Annotated in this window: 23 protein-coding genes; 16 read left to right on the top strand and 7 right to left on the bottom strand. The window is 63.5% G+C overall.

Going from position 1 to position 21,164, the window contains the following annotated elements:
- The gene (locus C3Y91_RS07290; RefSeq protein ID WP_026170751.1) at positions 1-879 is read left to right on the top strand and encodes a LysR family transcriptional regulator; all 879 of its coding nucleotides are present in this window, start codon (positions 1-3) and stop codon (positions 877-879) included.
- A gap of 1 nt (position 880) precedes the next feature.
- Here the strand turns inward: C3Y91_RS07290 and C3Y91_RS07285 are convergent, their stop codons facing one another.
- A complete protein-coding gene (locus tag C3Y91_RS07285; protein WP_168575211.1) occupies positions 881-1,786 on the bottom strand; it encodes a LysR family transcriptional regulator in 906 nt (301 codons plus the stop codon).
- A 122-nt stretch (positions 1,787-1,908) separates the two neighbouring features.
- Between C3Y91_RS07285 and C3Y91_RS07280 the strand changes: the two genes are divergently transcribed.
- From C3Y91_RS07280 to coaBC, 3 genes are all read left to right on the top strand, one after another.
- Complete coding sequence (locus C3Y91_RS07280) at positions 1,909-2,673, top strand: SDR family oxidoreductase (RefSeq protein WP_018070030.1); 765 nt, start codon at positions 1,909-1,911, stop codon at positions 2,671-2,673.
- Between the two features lie 138 nt (positions 2,674-2,811).
- Positions 2,812-3,561 carry an SDR family oxidoreductase gene (locus C3Y91_RS07275; RefSeq protein ID WP_018070029.1) on the top strand — a complete coding sequence of 250 codons (750 nt, stop codon included), beginning with the start codon at positions 2,812-2,814 and terminating at the stop codon, positions 3,559-3,561.
- Between the two features lie 176 nt (positions 3,562-3,737).
- Positions 3,738-4,943, top strand: a complete 1,206-nt coding sequence (coaBC, locus tag C3Y91_RS07270; RefSeq protein WP_168575210.1) for a bifunctional phosphopantothenoylcysteine decarboxylase/phosphopantothenate--cysteine ligase CoaBC — start codon at positions 3,738-3,740, stop codon at positions 4,941-4,943.
- Positions 4,944-4,953: 10 nt separating this feature from the next.
- Here the strand turns inward: coaBC and C3Y91_RS07265 are convergent, their stop codons facing one another.
- Complete coding sequence (locus tag C3Y91_RS07265; RefSeq protein ID WP_024322213.1) at positions 4,954-5,766, bottom strand: class II glutamine amidotransferase; 813 nt, start codon at positions 5,764-5,766, stop codon at positions 4,954-4,956.
- Between the two features lie 256 nt (positions 5,767-6,022).
- Here C3Y91_RS07265 and C3Y91_RS07260 point away from each other — a divergent pair, with 256 nt between their 5' ends.
- The 5 genes from C3Y91_RS07260 to C3Y91_RS07240 all read left to right on the top strand — a co-directional run bounded on the left by C3Y91_RS07260 (position 6,023) and on the right by C3Y91_RS07240 (position 11,324).
- A complete protein-coding gene (locus C3Y91_RS07260) occupies positions 6,023-6,934 on the top strand; it encodes a pirin family protein (protein WP_003544775.1) in 912 nt (303 codons plus the stop codon).
- A 332-nt stretch (positions 6,935-7,266) separates the two neighbouring features.
- Complete coding sequence (locus C3Y91_RS07255; protein WP_018070024.1) at positions 7,267-7,944, top strand: FadR/GntR family transcriptional regulator; 678 nt, start codon at positions 7,267-7,269, stop codon at positions 7,942-7,944.
- Positions 7,941-9,233 (top strand): CynX/NimT family MFS transporter, encoded by a 1,293-nt coding sequence (locus C3Y91_RS07250; protein WP_168575209.1) that lies wholly within the window; start codon positions 7,941-7,943, stop codon positions 9,231-9,233. The genes C3Y91_RS07255 and C3Y91_RS07250 overlap by 4 nt, the downstream gene beginning before the upstream one ends.
- Before the next feature lie 100 nt (positions 9,234-9,333).
- Positions 9,334-10,866, top strand: a complete 1,533-nt coding sequence (locus C3Y91_RS07245) for a S10 family peptidase (protein ID WP_168575208.1) — start codon at positions 9,334-9,336, stop codon at positions 10,864-10,866.
- Between the two features lie 56 nt (positions 10,867-10,922).
- Positions 10,923-11,324 (top strand): GFA family protein, encoded by a 402-nt coding sequence (locus C3Y91_RS07240; RefSeq protein ID WP_168575207.1) that lies wholly within the window; start codon positions 10,923-10,925, stop codon positions 11,322-11,324.
- A 13-nt stretch (positions 11,325-11,337) separates the two neighbouring features.
- On the opposite strand, the gene C3Y91_RS07235 is transcribed toward C3Y91_RS07240, so the two are convergent.
- Positions 11,338-11,919 carry an Lrp/AsnC family transcriptional regulator gene (locus C3Y91_RS07235; protein ID WP_168575206.1) on the bottom strand — a complete coding sequence of 194 codons (582 nt, stop codon included), beginning with the start codon at positions 11,917-11,919 and terminating at the stop codon, positions 11,338-11,340.
- A 27-nt stretch (positions 11,920-11,946) separates the two neighbouring features.
- Between C3Y91_RS07235 and C3Y91_RS07230 the strand changes: the two genes are divergently transcribed.
- The gene (locus tag C3Y91_RS07230) at positions 11,947-12,333 is read left to right on the top strand and encodes a RidA family protein (RefSeq protein WP_168575205.1); all 387 of its coding nucleotides are present in this window, start codon (positions 11,947-11,949) and stop codon (positions 12,331-12,333) included.
- A 44-nt stretch (positions 12,334-12,377) separates the two neighbouring features.
- On the opposite strand, the gene C3Y91_RS07225 is transcribed toward C3Y91_RS07230, so the two are convergent.
- Entirely contained in the window at positions 12,378-13,085 is a 708-nt protein-coding gene (locus C3Y91_RS07225) for a glutathione S-transferase family protein (RefSeq protein WP_168575204.1), read from the bottom strand.
- Between the two features lie 114 nt (positions 13,086-13,199).
- On the opposite strand from C3Y91_RS07225, the gene C3Y91_RS07220 reads away from it, so the two are divergent.
- Positions 13,200-14,090, top strand: a complete 891-nt coding sequence (locus C3Y91_RS07220; protein WP_168575203.1) for a LysR substrate-binding domain-containing protein — start codon at positions 13,200-13,202, stop codon at positions 14,088-14,090.
- A 3-nt stretch (positions 14,091-14,093) separates the two neighbouring features.
- On the opposite strand, the gene C3Y91_RS07215 is transcribed toward C3Y91_RS07220, so the two are convergent.
- A complete protein-coding gene (locus tag C3Y91_RS07215; protein ID WP_017990055.1) occupies positions 14,094-15,677 on the bottom strand; it encodes a peptide chain release factor 3 in 1,584 nt (527 codons plus the stop codon).
- A 91-nt stretch (positions 15,678-15,768) separates the two neighbouring features.
- On the opposite strand from C3Y91_RS07215, the gene dut reads away from it, so the two are divergent.
- Positions 15,769-16,239, top strand: coding sequence for a dUTP diphosphatase (gene dut, locus C3Y91_RS07210; RefSeq protein WP_130688612.1), 471 nt, complete (start codon positions 15,769-15,771; stop codon positions 16,237-16,239).
- Positions 16,239-17,138, top strand: a complete 900-nt coding sequence (locus C3Y91_RS07205; protein ID WP_130688611.1) for a GNAT family N-acetyltransferase — start codon at positions 16,239-16,241, stop codon at positions 17,136-17,138. The genes dut and C3Y91_RS07205 overlap by 1 nt, the downstream gene beginning before the upstream one ends.
- Positions 17,139-17,144: 6 nt before the next feature.
- On the opposite strand, the gene C3Y91_RS07200 is transcribed toward C3Y91_RS07205, so the two are convergent.
- Complete coding sequence (locus C3Y91_RS07200) at positions 17,145-17,609, bottom strand: Lrp/AsnC family transcriptional regulator (RefSeq protein WP_130688610.1); 465 nt, start codon at positions 17,607-17,609, stop codon at positions 17,145-17,147.
- Positions 17,610-17,708: 99 nt separating this feature from the next.
- Between C3Y91_RS07200 and C3Y91_RS07195 the strand changes: the two genes are divergently transcribed.
- Positions 17,709-18,623, top strand: a complete 915-nt coding sequence (locus C3Y91_RS07195; protein WP_174826971.1) for a DMT family transporter — start codon at positions 17,709-17,711, stop codon at positions 18,621-18,623.
- 36 nt (positions 18,624-18,659) lie between these two features.
- Here the strand turns inward: C3Y91_RS07195 and C3Y91_RS07190 are convergent, their stop codons facing one another.
- The gene (locus tag C3Y91_RS07190; RefSeq protein ID WP_018070013.1) at positions 18,660-19,178 is read right to left on the bottom strand and encodes a Dps family protein; all 519 of its coding nucleotides are present in this window, start codon (positions 19,176-19,178) and stop codon (positions 18,660-18,662) included.
- Positions 19,179-19,433: 255 nt separating this feature from the next.
- On the opposite strand from C3Y91_RS07190, the gene C3Y91_RS07185 reads away from it, so the two are divergent.
- Together C3Y91_RS07185 and cysK are read left to right on the top strand one after the other, a co-directional pair.
- On the top strand, positions 19,434-20,051 hold the full coding sequence (locus C3Y91_RS07185; protein WP_168575201.1) for a LysE family translocator: 618 nt from the start codon (positions 19,434-19,436) through the stop codon (positions 20,049-20,051).
- A gap of 145 nt (positions 20,052-20,196) precedes the next feature.
- Complete coding sequence (gene cysK, locus C3Y91_RS07180) at positions 20,197-21,159, top strand: cysteine synthase A (RefSeq protein ID WP_017966677.1); 963 nt, start codon at positions 20,197-20,199, stop codon at positions 21,157-21,159.
- The last annotated feature ends 5 nt before the right edge of the window (positions 21,160-21,164 follow it).

Here is a 21,164-nt window from a genome sequence, read left to right as displayed (position 1 = left end):
ATGGAGTTGCGGCACCTGAGATATTTCCTGGCGGTGGCGGAGGAAGGCAATTTCACCCGTGCCGCCGGCAAGCTCGGCATCGGGCAGCCGCCGCTCAGCCAGCAGATCCGCGATCTGGAGAGGGAAGTGGGTGCGGCGCTGTTTCACCGCGTGCCGCACGGCGCCGAATTGACGGCAGCGGGTACGGCCTTCCTCGGCGAGGCAAAGGCTTCGCTGGCGGCTGCGGAAAAAGCGAAGCTTGTGGCCCAAAGCGCCAACCGCGGCGAGACCGGCCGGCTGTCGCTCGGCTTCACCGCTTCCTCCGCCTTCAATCCCGTGGTCAGCACGACGATCCGCCGGTTTCGCGCGCGCTGGCCGGAGGTGCAGCTGTCGCTGACGGAAATGAATACGCTGGCGCTGATGCAGAAGCTGGAACGCGGTGAGCTCGACGCCGCCTTCATGCGCCCCGGCCTCGACGATCCCGCGGGCATCCGGCTGCGGCGGCTGCCGGATGAGCCGATGGTGATCGCCCTGCCCGCCAGCCATCCCTTGGCACGACGCAGCGAGCTACCGCTTGCGGCGCTGGCGGACGAACCCTTCATCCTCTTTCCCCGGCTCGTGGGCTTGAGCCTCTATGACGATGTCGTGCTCGCCTGCCGCAAGGCGGGATTCGAGCTGACCGTGGCACAGGAGGCGCCGCAGATTTCATCGGTCGTCAATCTGGTGGCGGCCGATCTCGGCGTCTCGATCGTGCCGGCCTCGATTTCGCAGATCAAGCTCGAAGGTGTGGCCTATCGGCCGATCGAGGGACCGCCGGCCGTGGCGCGCCTGGCGCTGGCAATCCTGAAAACACACCGCTCGCCGGTCACCGAGAACCTGATCAGCCTGCTGAGTACATGAGTTAACCCACCGGATCCCAATAGGGCGGATCACCAAAACTCTTTTTCAGGTGATCGGCGATGGCGCGGAGCTTGGCGGAAGGATTTCGGCCCTCGGGATGGGCCATGTAGATGAATTCGGCCTCCGGCCTATGGCCGACATCGATTTCGGCAAGCCGGCCCTCACGGATGGCCGGGCCAGCGATGAAGGCAGGCAGCAGCGCGATGCCGAGCCCGGCAATCGCGGCGTCGCGGAGCATGTCGCCATTGTTGATGCCGAGCGCCAGTTTCGCGCGCACGACGATCGCACCGTCGGGCGTCTGGAAGCGCCAGTCGGCAACGCCGCGATTGGTGTAGAAGATTCCGCGATGGCTGTTGAGATCGGCCAGCGACGACGGAATTCCCTGGCGCGCGAGATAATCCGGCGAGGCGCAGAGAAGGCGGCGGCTGCGCGCGAGTTTCCAGGCGACCAGCCGGCTATCGGCGATCGGGCCGTTGCGGATAATGGCATCATAACCGTCCGAGGCGGCATCGACCCGTCGATCATCGATATCGAGGGTCAGTTCGATCTCGGGATGTTCGGCAAGAAAAGGATAAAGCGCCGGACCGAGATGCATGCGGCCGAAGGTGACGGGGGCGGCGATGCGGATCGGGCCTGACAGCGTTCCGCGCCGCTCGGCCATGTCGGCCGCGGCTTCCTCGATCTCGCGCACGATGCGCGCGGCGCGCCCGAGGAAGACCGTGCCATCCTCCGTCAAGGTAAGCTTGCGGGTCGTTCGATGCAGCAGTATGCCGCCCAGCGACTTCTCCAGTTCCGCCAGCCTTTCGCTGACGACGGATTTGGACAGCCGCAGGCGCCGGGCCGCCTCGCTGACCGAGCCCGCCTCAACCACGGCGACGAAAGCCGCAATACCTTCTATCCTGATCATCGTTCGGCTTTTCCGAATTCGAGTTCCCCGGTCTGGAGACTAATCCGAACGAATGGAAAATGCCATCTTCCACTCATCGAAAGGGCAGGGGCCGCCTCACCTTAAACGCAGGAGATGGAACCATGAACCGCTTGAACAACAAGGTCGCGATCGTCACCGGCGCAAGCTCCGGCATCGGCCGCGCCACGGCAAAGCTCTTTGCCGCCGAAGGCGCCAAGGTCGTCGTCGGCGCCCGCCGCCAGGGCGAACTCGACAGTCTCGTCGCCGAGATCAAGGCAGAGGGCGGCGACGCCATCGCCATTGCCGGCGACGTGCGCTCGGAAGACTATCACAAGGCGCTGGTCGCCGCCGCCGTGACAAATTACGGCAAGCTCGATATCGCCTTCAACAATGCCGGCACGCTCGGCGAAGCCGGTCCGAGCACCGCCGTTTCGGAAACAGGCTTCAGCGAGGCGCTGGCGATCAATCTGACGGCCTCCTTCCTCGCCGCCAAGCACCAGATCGGCGCAATGGTGGAGAATGGCGGCGGCTCGGTGATCTTCACCTCGACCTTCGTCGGCTACAGCTTCGCTTTTCCGGGCGTTGCCGCCTATGCCGCCAGCAAATCCGGCCTGATCGGCCTGACGCAGGCGCTCGCCGTCGAATTCGGCCAGCAGGGCGTGCGCGTCAATGCCATCCTGCCGGGTGCTGTTGATACCGACATGTATCGGGACATGAACGATACGCCTGAGAAGCAGGCCTTCGTCACCAATCTGCATGCGCTGAAGCGTGTCGCGACACCCGAAGAACTCGCCCGCTCGGTTCTCTATCTCGCCTCCGACGATGCGAGCTTCGTCACCGGCACGGCCTCGCTGGTCGACGGCGGCGCTTCGATCACCCGCACCTGAGACGGCGCGGCGCGATTATCCGCTGCGGGTTGACGATCCTTCAACACGCCGGCTTATCGCGCCGCTTTTTTCAGCGCATTCTCCCATTCAACAACAACAACGGGCCGCGGCCCAAAATTCGATCAAAGGAACGTCATCATGTCACGCCTGCAAAACAAGACAGCCCTCATCACCGGCGGCACCAGCGGCATCGGTCTCGAGACCGCCCGCCAGTTCATCGCCGAGGGCGCCCGCGTCGTCGTTACCGGCAGCAGCACGGCAAGCGTCGAGGCGGCCCGCGCCGAACTTGGCGGCAAAGCCACCGTCATCCAGGCCGATGCCGGCAATGCGGTCGGCCAGAAGGCCGTCGCCGATAGCGTGAGAGAGGCTTTCGGCACGCTCGACATCCTCTTCGTCAACGCCGGGGTCGCCGAATTCGGGCCGCTGGAACAGTGGAGCGAAGCCGCCTTCGACAAGTCGGTTGATATCAACGTCAAAGGACCGTTCTTCCTGATTCAGGCGCTGCTGCCGATTTTTTCGAAGCAGGCCGCGATCGTGCTCAACACCTCGATCAACGCCCATATCGGCATGCCGAACTCCAGCGTCTATTCACTGACGAAGGGCGCGCTGCTGACGCTTGCCAAGACATTGTCGGGCGAACTCATCGGCCGCGGCATCCGCGTCAACGCCGTCAGCCCCGGCCCGATCGCCACGCCGCTCTACAGCAAGCTCGGGGCGTCGGAAGCGGATTCCAAGGCGATGACCGAGCAGATCCAGGCCCAGATCCCCGTCGGCCGCTTCGGGAACCCCAGCGAAGTCGCCAAGACGATCGTCTTTCTCGCCTCCGATGAGGCGGCCTATATCGTCGGCAGCGAACTCATCATCGACGGCGGGATGAGCAACCTCTGACCCCACGAGCGCGGCGGAAACCAGCTGCCGCGCTGCTTGCCGGCTTCGGCATGGCGATCGCGATCGTCATGCAGCGGCTACCCGAGCAGGTCCGCTGCATGTCGCGGCGCGATTGCATGTTCTCCGCCAAAGGCTTAGGGTCGGGGACGGTCAGAAAAGGCGACGGGTAGAAGGCCATGGCTCTCAGCGGCAAACGCATCCTCCTCATCATCTCCGGCGGCATTGCGGCCTATAAGAGCCTGGACCTGATCCGCCGGCTGCGCGAGCGCGGCGCGAGCGTGCGCCCTGTGATGACCAAAGGCGCGCAGGAATTCGTCACGCCGCTTGCCGTCGGTGCACTGGCGGCGGACCATGTCTTCCTCGATCTGTTTTCGCGGCAGGACGAACAGGATATCGGCCATATCCGCCTGGCGCGCGAATGCGACCTCGTGCTGATCGCCCCTGCCACCGCCGATCTGATGGCGAAGATGGCGAACGGGCTTGCCGACGATCTCGCTTCGACCGTGCTTCTGGCGACGAACAGGCCGGTGCTTGCCGCACCAGCGATGAACCCCGCCATGTGGGCGCACCCGGCGACACGGCGGAATGCCGCGATGCTCCGAGCCGACGGCATCCGCTTCGTCGGGCCGATGGCCGGCGAGATGGCGGAAAGCCGGGAGGCCGGGCTTGGCCGGATGGCGGAACCGCTGGAGATCGTCGCTGCGGCCGAAATCATGCTCGATGACGGAGAAAAACCGCTGAAGGGTCGCAAGGCGATCGTCACGTCAGGACCGACCCACGAACCGATCGATCCGGTGCGCTACATCGCCAACCGCTCCTCCGGCCGGCAGGGACATGCGATCGCCGCAGAACTTGCAAGACTCGGGGCTGATGTGACGCTTGTTTCAGGGCCGGTGACGCTTTCCGACCCCGTCGGCGTTACCGTCGTGCATGTCGAGCGGGCCGAGGAGATGCGCGATGCCGTGCTGGCCGCACTGCCGGCCGACATCGCGGTGATGGTCGCGGCCGTCGCAGACTGGCGCGTGGCCTCGGCCGCCGACCAGAAGCTGAAGAAACATCCCGGCGAATCCATTCCGACGCTGGCGCTGACGGAGAATCCGGACATCCTGAAGACTGTCGGCCATCACACGATGCGGCCGAAGCTGGTGATCGGCTTTGCCGCCGAGACGCAGGACGTCGAAATCAATGCGAAGGCGAAACTCGAGAGAAAGGGCGCCGACATGATCGTCGCCAACGACGTTTCGCCGGCGACCGGCATCATGGGCGGCGGCCGCAACAGGGTCAAACTCGTCCGCCGCGACGGCATCGAGCAATGGCCTGACCTGGCGAAGGAAGAGGTGGCAGAACGGCTGGCGGCGCTGATCGCCAAGCAGTTCAGTTAACGCCGAGGGATCAGGCTGGAACGACGATGCGCTGCGATTTGACGGCCGCCCGTTTGCCCGGTCGAAAATCCGCGACGTCGATTCCTCCTTCGCCGACCGTGACGGCGCTGCCGTTCGGGATCTCGGCCCAGGCATCGCCATCGTCGTTCAGCGGCTCCGACACAAGACAATAGCCCTTGCCAACCGGCGAGGCATAAAGAGTCGGCGCCTTGCGATCGGTCGCATAGCGGATGGCATAAAGCGCCTTGCCGTCGGAGAAGGCAGCGGTAAAGCGCAGCAGCACCGAGCCGATGGTGTTTTCCGCCAGGTCCTCGATGAAGCCGATCATTTCCGCCATCGCGGCGATCGGCGCTTCGCGCAGGCCGAACTGCAGCGCCAGCAGGAACATCAATTCGGAATCGGTGGTGCCACCGCGGGCATTGAACAACTCGTCGTCGAGCATCGCCTCCATCGGCCGGCGCAGGCGCTCGAAGCCGGAGACCTGGCCATTGTGCATGAAGGACCAGCTCTCATGGGTAAAGGGATGGCAATTGTCGCGGCGCGTGCCGCCGCCTGTGGCAGCGCGGACATGGGCGAGGAAGAGCGGCGAACGGATCTGCCTCGCCAGGCTCTTCAGATTGCAATCCGACCAGGCGGGCAGGATATCGCGGTAGCGGCCGGGCTCGGGCCGATCACCATACCAGGCAATGCCGAAGCCATCGCCATTCGTCGCGGTCTTGGCGCGGGTGGCGCAATGCGACTGCTCGATCAGGGAATGGGCGGGCGAGGATACCAACTCCTCGAGATAGAGGGGGTCTCCGCGATAGGCTGCCCAGCGACACATGGCTCTTTGCTCCGGAACCCGCCGCATCGGCGGGAAATGCTGAAACGCAACTGAATTGTCGAATGTCGTCGCTAATAACAGCTTAACGCCCGGCCGGTTTGCAAGTGAAACATGACGATTTCTTGACGCCTGACCTCTTCAAATTCGGCGAAACGCTGTGTTCTTTTGTGAACACTGCGTTGTCTGCCCCGCAGACTTCGCGCCCGGCAGCCGGGCGGCTATAGTCGCCGCCAAGTTGAACCTCTAGGAGGACGCCATGTCGATCCGCCCCGTCAAGCATGAAAGTACTGCCACACCGACCATGGAAGGCGCCGGCGTCAAGCTGCACCGCGTCTTCGGCTTCGGCGATCCCGCGATGACCGATCCCTTCCTGATGATGGATGATTTCCGCAACGACAATCCGGCGGAATATATCCGCGGTTTTCCCTGGCATCCGCATCGCGGCATCGAGACGATCACCTATGTGCTCGCCGGCACCGTCGAGCACGGCGACAGCTTGGGCAATAGCGGCCTGCTCGGCGCCGGCGACATCCAGTGGATGACAGCCGGCAGCGGCATCATGCACCAGGAAATGCCGAAGGGCGATTTTGCCGGCCGTATGCACGGCTTCCAACTCTGGGCGAACTTGCCCTCCTCGCTGAAGATGACGGCGCCGCGCTACCAGGACGTCAAATCCACCGATATTCCTGTCGTCGTCGATGATGACGGCACGGCGGTGCGGGTGATCTGCGGCGATTTCTGGGGCAAGGCCGGTCCGGTCGATGGCGTCGCCGCCGAGCCGATCTATCTCGACGTTTCGGTGCCGCCCGGCCGGAAGAAGCGCCTGCCGGTCGATACCTACCGCAATGCCTTCGCCTATATCTTCGCCGGCTCCGGCACCTTCCGCGATGCATCGAAACCCTTCGGCGTGCGCGTCGAGAAGGAAGTCGACGGCGAGGAATTGAATATCCGCGACATGTCCGGCAACCGCACGCTCGTGGTCTTCGACAGCGGCGACGAAGTGACGGTGCAGGCAGGCGACCAGGGCATCCGTTTCCTGCTTGTCTCCGGCAAGCCGATCGAGGAGCCGGTTGCCTGGCACGGCCCGATCGTGATGAATTCGCGCGAGGAAATCATGCAGGCGATGCGCGAACTGCAGAACGGCACCTTCATCAAAGCTGCGCACTGAACGCATTTCTCTCTTGCATCTGCGAAGAATCGGCCTACTTTTAAGCCATCAGCAACAGAACGAAAGGAAGGTGATCCAATGTCTAATGAGATTTCGGACCTCGTAACGGGCATGGAAGAGGTGACGAAGGCGAGGCAGCCCTCGCTCTAATCCCCGCCTTCCTGGGGCTGCATAGACAGTCCAGGCCAGTTTGAGGCCAAACTCATGGAAAGGGTCGCTGAGGCGGCCCTTTTTTATTGTCTTGATGTCTTTATTGTCTTGGCGTCAGGCGTTGACGAAAGATCGAAATCTCACTACTCATAAAGTCATCTGATGACTTTATGAGTAGTGAGATGCGCGCACTGAGCAAGACCAATCTCGCGGATGAGGCGATCGAGGCGATCCGCGACGACATTCTCGGCAAACGCTGGGCGGTCGGCGAGAAATTGCCGAATGAAGCCTCGCTGTCGGCCATGCTGTCCGTCAGCCGCGGCACGGTGCGCGAGGCGGTGCGGGTCCTCGCCTCCCAGGGTTATCTCGAAACAAGGCAGGGTTCGGGCACCTATGTCCGCGCCACCAGCGATGCCGGCCGGCCGCTGACGATGGCGCGGCGCGCCAGCCTGCGCGACCAGTTCGAGGCGCGCCTGGCGCTCGACGTCGAGGCAGCCCGGCTGACGGCGATCCGCAAGACGCCGGAGATTGTTGCCGGGCTTCGCAGACTGCTTGCCGAACGCGGCAATTACGACGGCGGCAACCAGGCGGCCTTCATCGAACGCGACCTCGCCTTCCACAAGGCGGTCATCGCCGCCTCCGGCAACCGGGCGATGATCGAGATCTATGATTTTTTCTCGGCCTCGATCGCCGATACCATCGCGGCGACGCTCGGCAAGGATATTCCGGAACCCGATATGCAGGCGCATGCCGATATCGTCGACGCCATCGAAACCGGCGATCCCGACAAGGCGGATGCGGGGGTGCGGCGCTTCATGGCGCCGGTTCTTGCCGCACTCGACCGGATGATCCTGTCATGAACACGCCTTCCAACAATGCCGCCAGCGCGCTCGAGGCGGCCGACGAATTGCTTGTAGAGGCCGAGGCCGGCAGCCTTCTACCGCCGCAGGCAACGCCGGTGCGGGGAGCGGCGGATCGCTTTCTGCTCGGCGCGAGCCTGGTGCTGATCGCCTTCAACCTGCGCCCGGTCTTCTCGAGCGCCTCGGCGCTTCTGCCGGAAATCCGCTCGGAGCTCGGCCTCAGCACGCTGGGCGCCAGCCTGCTGACGACGCTTCCGGTCGTCTGCCTCGGCGCCTTCTCGCCGCTTGCGCCTCGTCTTGCCCAGCGCCTCGGCACGGAACGCACGCTGCTCGGCGTTCTCCTGCTTCTGGCCCTCGGCACGGGTTTGCGCGGGCTTTCCTCCGTGCCGCTGCTCTTCATCGGCACCGCCCTTGCGGGCGCCTGCATCGCCGTCGGCAACGTGCTGCTGCCGGGGCTGGTGAAGCGGGATTTCGCCGGGCGCGCGGCGCTGATGACCGGCTTCTACACGATGGCGCTCTGTGCCGGGGCGGCAAGTGCGGCCGGGCTGACGCTGCCGATCGAGCATGGATTAGGCGGCTCTCTCGCGGGCGCGCTCGCCATCTGGGCGCTGCCCGCCCTGTTCGTCAGCCTGCTCTGGCTGCCTGAAGTTCTTCGCAGCGGCGGACAGGCAAGACGAAATGGCTTCCACGTCAAAGGCCTCTGGCGCGACCGGCTCGCCTGGCAGGTGACGCTGTTCATGGGGCTGCAATCGGCACTTGCCTATTGCGTCTTCGGCTGGCTGGTCCCTATCTTACGCGAACGCGGGCTCGACGGCGTCACTGCCGGGGCGATCGTTTCGCTGTCGGTGATGGTGCAAGCGGCATCCTGCCTGATCGTGCCGCATATCGCCGTGCGTGGCCGGGACCAGCGGCTGATCAATGCGAGCCTCTGCGGCGTCGCCGTCACCGCCCTGCTCGGCCTGCTCTTCGCGCCGCTTTCGACGGTCTGGCTGTGGGCGGTGCTGCAGGGCATCGGCCAGGGTGGACTGATCGCGGCGGCCATGACGACGATCGTGCTGCGCTCGCGCGATCCCGATGTCGCCGCCCATCTTTCCGGCATGGCGCAATGCGTCGGTTATCTGCTCGCCGCCATCGGCCCGCTCATCGTCGGCCTCATCCGCGGCTGGACCGGCAGCTTTTCCTGGTGCGCAGCCCTCTTCGTCGCGCTCGGACTGGGCGCGGCAATCAATGGCTGGAAGGCGGGCCGGGCGGTGGAGATCAACGTCCATGCGGTCGAAAAGGACGGCTGAGCCGCTCGCTCACCTATCCATCACCATCTCTTGATGCCGGTCGTCGGTCGCGGATGTTACGCTATCTCAGCCTCTCATCCCGACCGCCGGAGGAAACATCTTGCGCATACGAACCCTGTTTCTGCTCGCCGCGTTTATGGCGTCGCTAGCACCTGCCTTTTCCCATGCGCAGGAAAGCGGTCCACCGAGGGCGAATGTCCAGAGCGGTGCACGCGACGGCATGCTGAAGCTGCTGCCGGCCGATTCCGTCACCGAGCACGCGCTGACGATCGGCGGCCGGAAGATTGCCTATACCGCCACCGCCGGCACGCTGGATCTCTTCGGCCAGGACGGGGCGCAGACCGGCGCGATCTTCTACACCGCCTATGTCGCAAGGGATGGCGGGCCAAATCGACCTCTGACCTTTGCCTTCAACGGTGGGCCGGGTGCCGCCTCCGCCTTCCTGCATCTCGGGCTGGTCGGGCCGAAAGTGCTCGATTTCGGGCCGGACGGACGCGACGGCGCCAATGCGAAACTCGTCGACAATCCGCAAAGCTGGCTCGATTTTACCGATCTGGTGCTGATCGATCCGATCGGCACCGGCTGGAGCCGGACGGCAAAGGCCGACGACGCCTCCAATTATTACAACGTCGGGGCCGACGCGCAGAGCATCGCCAAGGCGATCGCGCTTTATGTCGCGCACAACAACCGTTCCAACTCGCCGAAATATCTTCTCGGCGAAAGTTATGGCGGCTTCCGCGCCGCCAAGGTCGCTTCAGCACTGCAGGAAAGCCAGGGCATCATCGTCGCCGGCGCGGTGATGCTTTCCCCCTTGCTCGAGGGCCAGCTGATGTTCAATGCCGATCAGTTCGCACTCGGCGCGGCGCTGGAGCTGCCATCGCTGGCGGCGGCCGAACTCGACCGGCACAAGGCCTTTGACGAAGAGAAGCAGAAGGAGGCAGAGACCTTCGCGCTCGGCGACTATCTGACGACGCTGGCCGGAACACCGCCGACGGGTGCCGATGCCGCCGCCTTTTATGGCAGGATCGCTCGCCTGACGGGCATTCCAGAGGATATCGTCACCCGCAACCGCGGCTTCCTCGGCAGTTCCTTCGTCAAACATTCAGGTGAGGGCAGCGGCGAGGTGATGAGCTCGTACGACGCCTCCTTTGCAGCACCCGATCCCTATCCGGAATCGGATTACGATCGCGGCGACGACGCCATCCTCGACGGCTTCACCCGCGCCTATGGAGGGGCCTTTGCCGATTACGCCCGCAACGAGCTCGGCTTCAAGACCGAGATGACCTATTCGCTGCTCGACGGCGATATCAGCCGGCGCTGGGAATGGGGCGGCGGACGCGGCGGCGGATCGCGCTTCCAGGCCAGCGCTACCGACGACGTCAGGCAGCTGCTCGCCTCAAACCCGGCCTTCCATCTGCTGATCGCGCATGGCTACAGCGATGTGGTGACGCCTTATGGCGTTAGCCGCTACGTGGTCGACCACCTACCGCCCTCGCTCGCCGACGGCCGTGTCGGACTGAAGCTTTATCGCGGCGGCCATATGTTCTATACAAGAGCTGATCAGCGGGCCGCCTTCACGGCGGATGCAAAGGCCTTCTACGCCACACATTTGGCCGCTCAGCCGGCGGACTAAAGCGTGGCGATGGCTCCGCCGTACAGTTTTGCGCGACATGCTTTGGGGACTTGCCGATGCATATTACCGGAGGATGTCACTGCGGCGCGATCCGCTATCAGGCGGAGATCGACCCGGAGCGGGTCTCGATCTGCCATTGCACCGATTGCCAGCGGTTGACGGGCTCGGCCTATCGCATCACCGCGCCGGCGCGGCCGGGAAGCTTCACGCTCACGTCAGGCGAGCCAAGAGGCTACGCAAAATATGGCGACAGCGGTGGTCTCAGCCGGCAATTCTTCTGCCCGAATTGCGGATCGCCGCTTTACCGCACGGATGGCGACGGCGGCGGGTTCGGCATCCGCATCGGCAGCATCGACCAGCGGCGGGAACTGACGCCGAAAAAGCAGATATGGTGCCGCTCGGCCCTGCCCGGGGTAGAGAATATCGAAACGCTTCCGCGCTTCGAGGGCGAGGATTAGGCTGGCGTCGCCTTTATTCCGGCAGAGGCATGTCCGGCCAGCTATCGGTGACGCCGGCTTGGACCGGGCGCTCGAGATAGGTGGAAAGCGCGATATAGCTGCGGGTGCCGGTGACGCCGGGAACGGCGTGGATCTGGGCGAGAAAAGCCTCCAAGGCCTGAGGGCTGGCGGTGCGGACCTTGAAGAGAACGCTGGCGTCGCCGGCGACCGAATGCATCTCCTCGACTTCGGGAAACTGCAGGACCTGCATCAGCCGCTCGCTCTTGCCCCAGCCCGCCGCCTCCACATGCACGAAGGCAAGCAGCGGCTTGCCGAGGGCTGCGCCATCCAGCGCGGCATGCACGCCCTTGATGGCGCCGGATTGTCTCAGGCGGCGCACCCGCTCATGCACGGCCGGCGCCGACAGGCCGACCGCTTCGCCAAGCCTGGCATAGCTCTGGCTGCTGTCGGCGGCGAGCGCGGCTAATATTCTTCGGTCGAATGCATCGATGACCGGCTGCTGCCTGCGTCCCTGCCGAAGATCGTCTGTATTTTTCGCCATTCCGCAAACTCCCCTTTCTGCCGAAGAATAATCGCCGATACTGGCATTCTTCAATAGAATATTCGGAGTGGGAGAAATTACATGGAGATGATCGCGCGCAATCCGGCAAGTGGGACTTATGCAGCGAGCCCTGATTACATCCATGCGCTGGAGGTCAAGCATCCATCCCGGCTGCTCTTCGTCAGCGGCACCATGGGTCTCAATCAACAGGGAATGGCGGCGGCCGATCTGGAAGGACAGCTGGAGCTCATCTGGTCCAATCTGCGCGCTATCCTCACTTCCGCTGATATGACGGTGGGCAATATCGTGCGGCTGACGAGCTATCTCCGCGACGGCGCCTTTATGGAGGCGAATCAGAATGCCCGTCTTCGGGCCCTCAATGGCCGCGCCGTGCCGACCACGGCGATCATTGTCGAAACGCTGCGCGACGACTGGCTGGTCGAGATCGAGATCATCGCTGCCGGCTAAGCCACATTGGCCGTCGCACCGCAGGGGTGCGACGGCGGCGGCGATCAGGCCGCCTGTTTCAACAGGCCGAGCGCTTCGGCCAGATCGACCTCGCCGCGGAAACCGCCACTGCTTTTCGCCTCCTGCCGATGCTCGATCGCATGGGCAAAACGCACGGCCGGCTCCAGCTGCATGCGCTCATAGAGGCGATGCAGGCCGGGAAACTGCCGGCGGTCGACGACCTTGTGGAAATCGTTCCAGCGGGCGATCCCGACGAAATAGGCATCCGCCAGGCTTGGCCCATTGCAGAGAAGCCATTCACGGCCATCCAGCAGACGCTCCAGCGTCTGATGCGCCTTTTCGACCGCGGCGATGCCGTAGGCTGTGAGGGCCTGCTTCTGCTGCGGCTCCAGCGGATGCTCGATCGCATACCAGAGCGGGCCGAAGGCCTGGAAGAAACTGGTGTTGAGAAAGGCGAGCATCTGGTTCAGCCGATCGAAATCCGCCGACCCCTGCGCAAAGCCCAGACCGTTGCCGACCGCGCGGGCGCCGATATGGTGGAGGATCGCCATGCTTTCGCTGATCGCCCTGCCATCTTCGAGCAGCAGCGACGGCGTTTCGCCGACCATGTTGATCCGCTTGTATTCTTCGCCGGAGACCATGTCCGGCATCTCGACGCGGCAGAGCCGATAAGGCAGGCCGGACCATTCCAGCGCGACGATCGAGCCGAAGGAGCAGCCCTCCGGCACGCCGTAAAACAATATGGGTGACATCAATCGTTCCTTTCAGAATTGAACCCGTTTGGACACGTTGAATGTGCAGATGTGGACGATCCCGCGGTAGAGGCTATAAATGCATCGCAATGTCTACATAGCTGGAAGCTGACGATGACGCTCTTCAACCTCAACGACCTCCATCTTTTCGTGCAGGCCGTCGACAGCGGCAGTTTTACCGCCGCCGCCAGGCATCTCGGCATTCCGAAATCGACCGTGAGCAAACGGGTTGCGGAGCTGGAGGCCCGGCTCGGCGTCCGGCTGATCCAGCGCACGTCGCGAAGCTTCGCGCTAACCGAACTCGGCCGGGAATTCTTTCAGCACGCCCAGGCCTCGATCATCGAGGCGGAGATGGCCGAGGGCATCGTGCGGCGGCATCTGGCTGAACCCGCCGGCAGCGTTCGCCTCACCGCCTCGGTGCCGACGGCGCAGTTTACCTTGACTGAGCATCTGCCGGCGCTGGCAGCACGTTATCCGAAGCTCCGGCTTTCCGTGCACGTGACGGACCGCTTCGTCGACATCGTGCAGGAAGGCTTCGACATCGCGCTGCGCAGCCATCGCGGGCCGCTGCCGGATTCCGCACTGGTACAGCGGAAGCTCGCCAGCCACCCTTTCTTCATCCTCGCCTCGCCGGATTATATCTGCGCCCATGGCGAACCGCGCCGGCCGGAGGAGCTGGCACAGCATGCGACGATCATGACCAGCCTGACAGAGGATCAGTGGCGGCTATATTCGCGCGGCGACGAGGTTCTCGTCACGCTGCATTCCGTCATGGCGGCGGATGAGCCCTATGTCCTGATGGAAATGGCCATGTCAGGGCTCGGCATTACCTGCCTGCCGACATCCGTCTGCCGCAAGGCGCTGGCAGACGGGCGGCTGGTGCGGGTGCTGCCGGAATGGACGGCAGGCAGCATCGAGACGACGATCCTGATGCCGCATCGGCGTGGCCAACTGCCGGCAGTGCGCGCCGTCGTCGATTTCCTGGCGGAACGGCTTGGCGATTAGCTATCACGCCGCCTTGGCGGCGTGATATTCCTTGATCGCGACCATCTTGATCGCCGGATGGCGCTCGGACTCGTAACGCAGCGAGAAACCGTCCTGGGCGAGGAAAACCGGGTCGCCGTCGAGATCGCGGGCGATATCGCCGCGCTTGACGGTGAGGAATTTCTCGAGATCGGCCGGCTGCTCGGCCGAGATCCAGCGGCAGACGGAGAAACGCGACATTTCGAAGGAGACCGGCAGGCCGTATTCGGCCATCAGCCGCTCCTTCAAGACGTCGAGCTGCAGGGCGCCGACGACGCCGACGATTGCCGGCGAGCCGTCTTCCGGCGAAAACAGCTGGACGACCCCTTCTTCGGCCATCTGCTGCAGGGCTTCCTTCAGCTTCTTCGCCTTCATCGCGTCTTCCAGGCGCACGCGGCGCAGGATCTCCGGCGAGAAGTTCGGCACGCCCTGGAAGACAAGCGATTCACCTTCGGTCAGCGTATCGCCGATCCGGAGCGTGCCGTGGTTGGGAATGCCGACGACGTCGCCGGCATAGGCGGTGTCGGCGAGCTGGCGCTGCGAGGCGAAGAAGAATTGCGGCGCCGTCAGGCCAAGCTGTTTGCCGGTGCGGGCGAGCCTTGCCTTCATGCCGCGTTCGAGCTTGCCGGAGCAGATGCGGGCAAAGGCGATGCGGTCGCGGTGATTGGGATCCATGTTCGCCTGGATCTTGAAGACGAAGGCGGTCATCTTGTCGTCGGTCGCATGCACGGTCCTGGTATCGGCGACCTGGTCACGCGGCGGCGGCGCAAAATCGCCGAGCGCGTTGATGAGATCGCGAACGCCGTAATTGCGCAGCGCCGAGCCGAAAAAGACCGGCGTCATATGGCCTTCGAGGAAGGCTTCGCGGTCGAACGGACGGCAGGCCTCGATCGCCAGCTCCGTCTCCTCGATGAAGACCTGGCGCTCGTTTTCCGGCAGCCTGCCGGCCACGCTTTGCGGGCCATTGACCGGCGTCCCCTCGATTTCGGTATCCGAACCGCGCACCGTGTTGGCGGCGATATTGTAGGAGCCGCAGAAAGTCTTGGAGCGGCCGATCGGCCATGTGATCGGCGCCGTATCCAGCGCCAGCTTCTCTTCCACCTCATCGAGGATCTCGAAGGGATCGCGGCTTTCGCGGTCCATCTTGTTGATGAAGGTGATGATCGGAATATCGCGCATGCGGCAGACTTCGAAGAGCTTCAGCGTGCGCGGCTCGATGCCCTTGGCGGCATCGATCACCATGACCGCGGCGTCGACGGCCGTCAGCGTGCGATAGGTGTCGTCGGCGAAATCCTCGTGACCCGGCGTATCGAGGATGTTGAAGACATTATCGTTATATTCGAAGGTCATCACCGAGGTGACGACGGAGATGCCGCGTTCGCGCTCGATCTTCATCCAGTCGGAGCGCGTCTGCATGCGATCCTTCTTCGCCTTGACTTCGCCGGCAAGCTGAATGGCGCCGCCGAACAGCAGCAGCTTTTCAGTGAGCGTCGTCTTACCCGCGTCCGGGTGGGCGATAATAGCGAATGTGCGGCGGCGGGAGACCGCCTCGGCGAGACTTTCGGCCATGCTTGTGAATCCTGTGGAATTGCCGCGTATCTAGCGATTAAAGCCCGGCAATGCAATTGACCTCGGGCCCGCGGGCGCAAAGTAATGGGCCATGACCATTCATCACGATACGCGCCCGACGCTGAACCTGATCCGCTTAGCCAATGGCGAAGGCCTCGACCTGCCTGGCTATGAAAGCAAGGGAGCCGCCGGCATGGACCTGCGCGCTGCCGTCGACGAGGCAGCACCCCTCACACTTCTGCCCGGCAAACGAGCGCTGGTGCCGACTGGCTTCATCTTCGAGATCCCCGAAGGATTCGAGGGACAGGTGCGGCCGCGTTCCGGCCTTGCCTTCAAAAACGGCATCACCTGCCTGAATTCGCCGGGCACCGTCGACAGCGACTATCGCGGCGAAGTGAAAGTGCTGCTTGCCAATCTCGGCGAGGAAGCATTCGTTATTTCGCGCGGCATGCGCATCGCCCAGATGGTGATCGCACCGGTGACCCAGGCACGGGTGGCCGAGATCACCGCGGCCAGCGAAACGGTGCGTGGCGCAGGTGGCTTCGGCTCCACCGGCGTCTGATGGCACAGCGCCTCGACAGCGCTGGCCTGACCTTCCGGCAGGACTATTTCGGCGACCCTGCCGGCTGGGCGGCGCTTGTTTGCCTGCTCAAGGATATTTTCGGCATCGATATCGGGCCGCTGCAGCAGCTTGGCGGACCCGATCCCACCAGCATGCCCTTCGGCTGGTTTGATGCCGAAGGCGAACTTACGGCCAATATTTCAGCCTTTGCACTGCCCTTCGTCCTCAATGGCAGGATTGTCCATGCCGCCGGGCTGCAATCGGGTGCGGTGCGGCCACCATGGCGGGGCCGCGGGCTCTATCGCGACGTCACGGTGAACGCGCTCGACTGGTGCGAGCGGCAGGGCTTTGAAGCCGTCATCCTCTATACCGACAAGCCGTCGCTTTACGAGCCCTATGGTTTCCACGCGATACCGCTGCACCGATACGAGGGAGCGGCACCCGCCCCTTCGACACCAGCCGCACCTGCCCGGCCGCTTTCGCCGACCAACGCGGATGATCTTGCCCTGCTGCAAGCGCTGCTGAAAGGCCGAAGCCCGGTTTCGACCTCGCTGGCGGTCACGGTCAATGCAGCGATGTTTCTGATCAACACCCAGCTCGATCCGGATGTCCGCATCAGTTTCCTGGCAGAGCGGCAGGCGGCCATCGCCTGGAAGATCGACGAGGCGGGCCGCCTCAGCCTCCTCGACGTGGTGGCGGCGGAGATGCCCTCGCTTGCCGCGATCCTTGGCGGACTGGAGATCGTGCCCGCCTCTGTCGAAGTGCTGTTCCGTCCCGACAAGCTCGGCTGGGAGGGTGCTCCACAACAGTTGGAAAGCGGCACGAGGCTGATGCTGCGCGGGCTCGACCATGCTACCCCGGATTTTCCGGCGATGCTGTCGCCGATGGCGGAATTCTAGATCTCCCTATTTTCGGCGGGAAAGCGGTGGCAGGCGGCGCTTGACGGGCGAGGCTTTGATCATCGCGGTGTTGGTCTCCGCCCTTTCGGCGACCCGGTCGAGGATGCCGTCGAGATCGGCCATGGAGCGGATGACCAGGCGGGCAATGAAGCAATCATCACCCGTCACCTTGTCGCATTCGATGATTTCGGGAATTTCCTGGATGATGCGCTCGACGATGTGCAGCTGTCCCGGCAGCGGACGCACGCGCACGATCGCCTGCAGGGGATAACCGACGGCGGCGGGATCGAGATCGATAGTGAAGGCCTTGATGACGCCGCGTTCCTCCAGCCGGCGCAGGCGCTCGGCGGCACTCGGCGAGGACAGGCCGACCTGCTGCGCCAGTTCTTTCAGCGAGATCCGCGCATTGCCGGCCAGCGCCTCCAGAATGGCCTGATCGGTTTCGTCGAGCGATTGCACATCATTAGCCACGGCGAGATATTCCCCTCACATGATTAGGTGATACCGATCATTTTCCTTCTTATCCTTATATAAAAATGCCTCTCGCCGCAATATTCTGATGCCACCGAAATGGAGGCGATCATGGGCAGCGACATCAAAAGAGGCACGGTGGAAATGACGGCAGCGATGCTGATCTCGGGCACGATCGGCTGGTTCGTCGTCATGTCGGGCCAGCCGGTCAGCGGCGTGGTCTTCTGGCGCTGCCTGTTCGGCGCGCTCACTTTGCTTGTCATCTGCGGCGCTCTCGGGCTGCTGCGGCCCGGCACCATCACGCTGCGCGCCTTCGGCATCGCCATATCAGGCGGCGTCGCCATCGTCTTGAACTGGCTGCTGCTGTTTGCCTCCTATTCACATGCGACGATCTCGATCGCGACGACTGTCTATAACACCCAGCCTTTCATGCTGCTCGTGCTCGGCGCGCTCTTCCTCGGCGAGAAGATCACCGCCACCAAGCTGTTCTGGCTGACGCTCGCCTTCGCCGGCATGATTGCCATCGTCGAGGCAAAACCGGAGACAGGCGGGGCGACATCTGACGGTTACGGCCTCGGCATCCTGATGGCGCTCGGTGCGGCCTTCTTCTATGCGCTCGCAGCCCTTGCCGCGAAATGGCTGAAAGGCACGCCGCCGCATCTGATCGCGCTCATCCAGGTCGCAACCGGCATGCTGATGCTGGCGCCGATGACGGATTTCTCCCATCCGCCCGGCGATGTCAGGTCTTGGGCGATCCTGGTGACGGTCGGCGTCGTCCATACCGGGCTGATGTATGTGCTGCTCTATGGCGCAATCCAGAGGCTGCCGACGCATCTCACGGGCGCGCTATCCTTCATCTATCCGATCGCGGCGATCCTCGTCGACCGGCTGGCCTTCGGCCACGCGCTGCAGCCGATGCAGATCGCAGGCGCGGCGATCATTCTGCTTGCCGCCGCCGGCATGAATCTCGGCTGGACGCCGCGTTGGCTGCGGCCGCGGGCGCTGGAGAGCTGAGAACCGGGCATGACAGACATGCCCGGTCTGCCGATGTTATTTCTGCCGGCGTGTCGTTTCGAACAGGAACCAGGTGCGGCGCTCGGCCTCGTCGATCCAGACCTCCAGCAGGCTCGTCGTTGCCACATCATTGTGCTCGGCGCAGACCTCATGCGTTTCGCGCAGCAGCGAGACGAGACGGCCGTTGTCGTCGCGCAGTTCGGCGAGCATATCCTCGGGCGTCACGTAATCGGCGTCGTTGTCGGCAATGCGCTGCAGGCGGGCGATATGGCCGATCGAGCGCAGCGTCACGCCGCCGATCTTGCGGGCACGCTCGGCGATGGCATCGGTGGTCGCGAAGATCTGCTCGCCCTGCTCATCGAGCAGCAGATGGTAGTCGCGGAAATGCGGGCCGGACATGTGCCAGTGGAAATTCTTGGTCTTGAGATAGAGCGCGAACATATCGGCGAGCAGCGTGGTGAGCGCTGCCGAAATATCGGTAATGGCGTTGGTCGGCAAATCCGAAGGCGTCTTCAGGGGCGCAAGTCTGGTCTTCTCGGCCTGTGAGGGGGACATCCGTTTTCTCCTTGGGTGACGAAGCGATATTGGGGACCTGATAGGGCGGCGATGACATCCTGATGAAGACGACCATGACGATGGGTGCCCATCGGAGATCTTCACCGCAAGAGATACGGGAGCCTCGCGGTTCTTCAAGGTCACGGGCGTGCGGCGGCCAAGCATTCTTGTCGGTGATGCATCCATCAACGCCGGCGGATTGATGGTTGCAGGCACCGGATATAAAATAGCGGGGCAAAAAGAAGGGAGCGTCTCATGAGCCTAGCCGCCTTGCTGACCTATGCTGGAGCGCTGTTCATCGCAGCGGCCATTCCGGGACCGGGGATCACCGCGATCGTTGCACGCGCGCTCGGCTCGAATTTCCGCGAGACCTTCTTCATGGGTCTCGGCCTGGTGCTCGGCGACATGACCTATCTCACGGCGGTCATTCTCGGCCTTGCCTTCGTGGCGCAAACCTTCACCGAGGTGTTCATAATAATCAAGATCGCCGGCGTCCTTTATCTCGGCTACATCGCCTGGAAACTCTGGACGGCGGGGCTGTTGCCGCAGGATATCGCGGCGCGGAAATCCACCAATATCGGCCTATCCTTCCTCTCCGGCCTGCTAGTGACGCTCGGCAATCCGAAGACGATGCTCTTCTATGTCGCCCTGGTGCCGACGCTGATCGATATCGGCAATATCAGCCTGCGCGACTATGCGCTCCTGCTCACCACCACCTTCGTGGTGCTGATCGTCGTGCTCGTGCCCTATATGCTGCTTGCCTCGCGAGCCCGGACGATGCTGAAGCAGCCGCGGGCCTTGCAGGCGCTGAACCGGGTTGCATCAGGTATCCTCGCCGGCACGGCAGCCTTCATCGCCACGCGGGCGGCCTGAAATAAACATTCGGCAAGAAACGGTTTTCAAAGGTTTTTTTCTCTCCTGATCGCTCCTCCAGGTCGAACGCGGTCTGGCCTAGACGGGCCTTTGACCCTATTCTCCCCCTCGATTTCAGGAGCAGGATTTCAAAGGGAGAGCACCCATGTCGCACAAGCCCGGCCGCGGCCGCATCTATTCCTCGATCACCGAGACCATCGGCGACACGCCGCTCGTACGCTTCGACAAGCTGGCGCGGGAAAAAGGCGTCGTGGCGAACCTGATCGGCAAGCTCGAATTCTTCAACCCGATCGCCTCCGTGAAGGACCGCATCGGCGTCGCCATGATCGAAAGCCTCGAAGCCCAGGGCAAGATCACCCCCGGCAAGACGGTGCTGATCGAGCCGACCTCCGGCAACACAGGCATCGCGCTCGCCTTTGCCGCCGCCGCCAAGGGTTATCGGTTGATCCTCACCATGCCGGAAACGATGTCGGTCGAGCGCCGCAAGATGCTGGCGCTGCTCGGCGCCGAGCTGGTGCTGACCGAGGGACCAAAGGGCATGAAGGGCGCCATCGCCAAGGCCGAGGAACTGGCGTCCTCCCTTCCCGATGCCGTCATTCCGCAGCAGTTCGAAAACCCGGCCAATCCCGAGATCCACCGCAAGACGACCGCTGAGGAAATCTGGAACGATACCGACGGCACGGTCGATATCGTCGTCTCCGGCATCGGCACCGGCGGCACGATCACCGGCGTCGGACAGGTGCTGAAGAGCCGCAAGCCCGAGATCAAGATCATCGCCGTCGAGCCGGCCGATTCGCCGATCCTGTCCGGCGGCAACCCCGGCCCGCACAAGATCCAGGGCATCGGCGCGGGCTTCGCGCCGAAGATCCTCGATACCGGCATCTATGACGAGGTCGTCACCGTGACCAATGACGAGGCCTTCGAACAGGCGCGCCTGGTCGCCAGGCTCGAAGGCGTCCCGGTCGGCATCTCCTCGGGCGCGGCACTGACGGCGGCGATCAAGGTCGGCGTCCGTCCCGAGAACGCCGGCAAGAACATCGTCATCATCATCCCCTCCTTCGCAGAGCGCTATCTCTCGACAGCGCTGTTTGAGGGTCTCGGTAGCTAAGGCCG

It is taken from the genome of Rhizobium ruizarguesonis (assembly GCF_012349115.1).
GTDB lineage: Bacteria > Pseudomonadota > Alphaproteobacteria > Rhizobiales > Rhizobiaceae > Rhizobium > Rhizobium ruizarguesonis.
The sequence above is the reverse complement of the archived record's forward strand: the minus strand, read 5'-3'. Positions and strand labels throughout refer to the sequence as shown.

What these genes read in the sequence shown, in the direction of transcription:
- C3Y91_RS07255 (WP_018070024.1), top strand. Translation starts at nt 7,267, where the DNA reads ATGCGCGCACTGAGCAAGACCAATCTCGCGGATGAGGCGATCGAGGCG.
- C3Y91_RS07280 (WP_018070030.1), top strand. Translation starts at nt 1,909, where the DNA reads ATGAACCGCTTGAACAACAAGGTCGCGATCGTCACCGGCGCAAGCTCC.
- coaBC (WP_168575210.1), top strand. Translation starts at nt 3,738, where the DNA reads ATGGCTCTCAGCGGCAAACGCATCCTCCTCATCATCTCCGGCGGCATT.
- C3Y91_RS07285 (WP_168575211.1), bottom strand. Translation starts at nt 1,786, where the DNA reads ATGATCAGGATAGAAGGTATTGCGGCTTTCGTCGCCGTGGTTGAGGCG.
- dut (WP_130688612.1), top strand. Translation starts at nt 15,769, where the DNA reads ATGACCATTCATCACGATACGCGCCCGACGCTGAACCTGATCCGCTTA.
- C3Y91_RS07290 (WP_026170751.1), top strand. Translation starts at nt 1, where the DNA reads ATGGAGTTGCGGCACCTGAGATATTTCCTGGCGGTGGCGGAGGAAGGC.
- C3Y91_RS07225 (WP_168575204.1), bottom strand. Translation starts at nt 13,085, where the DNA reads ATGTCACCCATATTGTTTTACGGCGTGCCGGAGGGCTGCTCCTTCGGC.
- C3Y91_RS07260 (WP_003544775.1), top strand. Translation starts at nt 6,023, where the DNA reads ATGTCGATCCGCCCCGTCAAGCATGAAAGTACTGCCACACCGACCATG.
- cysK (WP_017966677.1), top strand. Translation starts at nt 20,197, where the DNA reads ATGTCGCACAAGCCCGGCCGCGGCCGCATCTATTCCTCGATCACCGAG.
- C3Y91_RS07205 (WP_130688611.1), top strand. Translation starts at nt 16,239, where the DNA reads ATGGCACAGCGCCTCGACAGCGCTGGCCTGACCTTCCGGCAGGACTAT.
- C3Y91_RS07275 (WP_018070029.1), top strand. Translation starts at nt 2,812, where the DNA reads ATGTCACGCCTGCAAAACAAGACAGCCCTCATCACCGGCGGCACCAGC.
- C3Y91_RS07190 (WP_018070013.1), bottom strand. Translation starts at nt 19,178, where the DNA reads ATGTCCCCCTCACAGGCCGAGAAGACCAGACTTGCGCCCCTGAAGACG.
- C3Y91_RS07250 (WP_168575209.1), top strand. Translation starts at nt 7,941, where the DNA reads ATGAACACGCCTTCCAACAATGCCGCCAGCGCGCTCGAGGCGGCCGAC.
- C3Y91_RS07240 (WP_168575207.1), top strand. Translation starts at nt 10,923, where the DNA reads ATGCATATTACCGGAGGATGTCACTGCGGCGCGATCCGCTATCAGGCG.
- C3Y91_RS07220 (WP_168575203.1), top strand. Translation starts at nt 13,200, where the DNA reads ATGACGCTCTTCAACCTCAACGACCTCCATCTTTTCGTGCAGGCCGTC.
- C3Y91_RS07265 (WP_024322213.1), bottom strand. Translation starts at nt 5,766, where the DNA reads ATGTGTCGCTGGGCAGCCTATCGCGGAGACCCCCTCTATCTCGAGGAG.
- C3Y91_RS07230 (WP_168575205.1), top strand. Translation starts at nt 11,947, where the DNA reads ATGGAGATGATCGCGCGCAATCCGGCAAGTGGGACTTATGCAGCGAGC.
- C3Y91_RS07195 (WP_174826971.1), top strand. Translation starts at nt 17,709, where the DNA reads ATGGAGGCGATCATGGGCAGCGACATCAAAAGAGGCACGGTGGAAATG.
- C3Y91_RS07215 (WP_017990055.1), bottom strand. Translation starts at nt 15,677, where the DNA reads ATGGCCGAAAGTCTCGCCGAGGCGGTCTCCCGCCGCCGCACATTCGCT.
- C3Y91_RS07185 (WP_168575201.1), top strand. Translation starts at nt 19,434, where the DNA reads ATGAGCCTAGCCGCCTTGCTGACCTATGCTGGAGCGCTGTTCATCGCA.